Raw genomic sequence first — 969 nt, 5'->3', positions numbered from 1 at the left:
TCTTCTATATCTTCTTCCGATCGATCCGCTATCATCATAGAAAACCTTAAAGTGCGGTTTTAACGATTTATAAATTTCAAACGCAATTTCAGGCATGTTTTCCCTATTGACAAGTGGCAAAACCGCCGCTTTTATTGGCGCAAGAAATGGATGTAAACGAAGCACAGTCCTTATCTCCTTGCCCGTATCTTCCTCGTCGTAAGCGTTGACAAGAACCGCAAGCAATGTCCTATCACATCCAGCCGATGTTTCAACTATGTATGGGATATATTTTTGACCAATCTCATCGTCATAATAACTTAAATCCTTGCCAGAAAATTGTTGATGTCTTGACAAGTCATAATCCGTTCTATTGTGTATCCCTTCAAGCTCCTGCCATCCAAACGGAAACTCAAACTGAATGTCGTAAGCAGCGGAAGCATAATGAGCAAGTTCATCTGGACCATGTTGATGGAAACGAAGTTTCTCAGGCTTTATTCCAATCCTTAAATACCATTTAAATCTTTCCTCACGCCACTTCTCAAACCATTCCATATCCGTTCCAGGTCGAACAAAATATTGCATCTCCATTTGTTCAAATTCCCTTGTTCTAAAAATGAAATTTCCAGGCGTTATCTCATTTCTAAATGCTTTACCTATCTGGGCTATACCAAACGGGATTTTTCTTCTCATTGAGATGTACACATTTTCAAAATTGACATAAATTCCCTGCGCTGTTTCGGGTCTAAGATAAACAACATGTGCTTCGTCCTCAACAGGACCCATAAATGTTTTAAACATTAGATTAAACCTCCTCGGCTCCGTCAATTCACCGCCGCATTCGGGACACTTTTTCAGTTTTAAATTTTCCTCAGGTATTTGATCCGCTCTAAAACGAAGTTTACAGGACTTACAATCAACAAGGGGATCAGTGAAATTTTCCACATGCCCAGACGCTTCCCACACTTTTGGATGCATTAATATAGCAGC

Annotated in this window: 1 protein-coding gene; it reads right to left on the bottom strand. The window is 39.8% G+C overall.

The features are described 5' to 3' along the window. A partial coding sequence (locus tag AWW78_RS08635) for a glycine--tRNA ligase (RefSeq protein WP_244884408.1) occupies positions 1-969 on the bottom strand: 969 nt, incomplete at both ends.

Source organism: Candidatus Kryptonium thompsonii, from assembly GCF_001535985.1.
Lineage (GTDB): Bacteria > Bacteroidota > Ignavibacteria > Kryptoniales > Kryptoniaceae > Kryptonium > Kryptonium thompsonii.
This window is presented reverse-complemented; position numbering and strand designations above follow the sequence as displayed.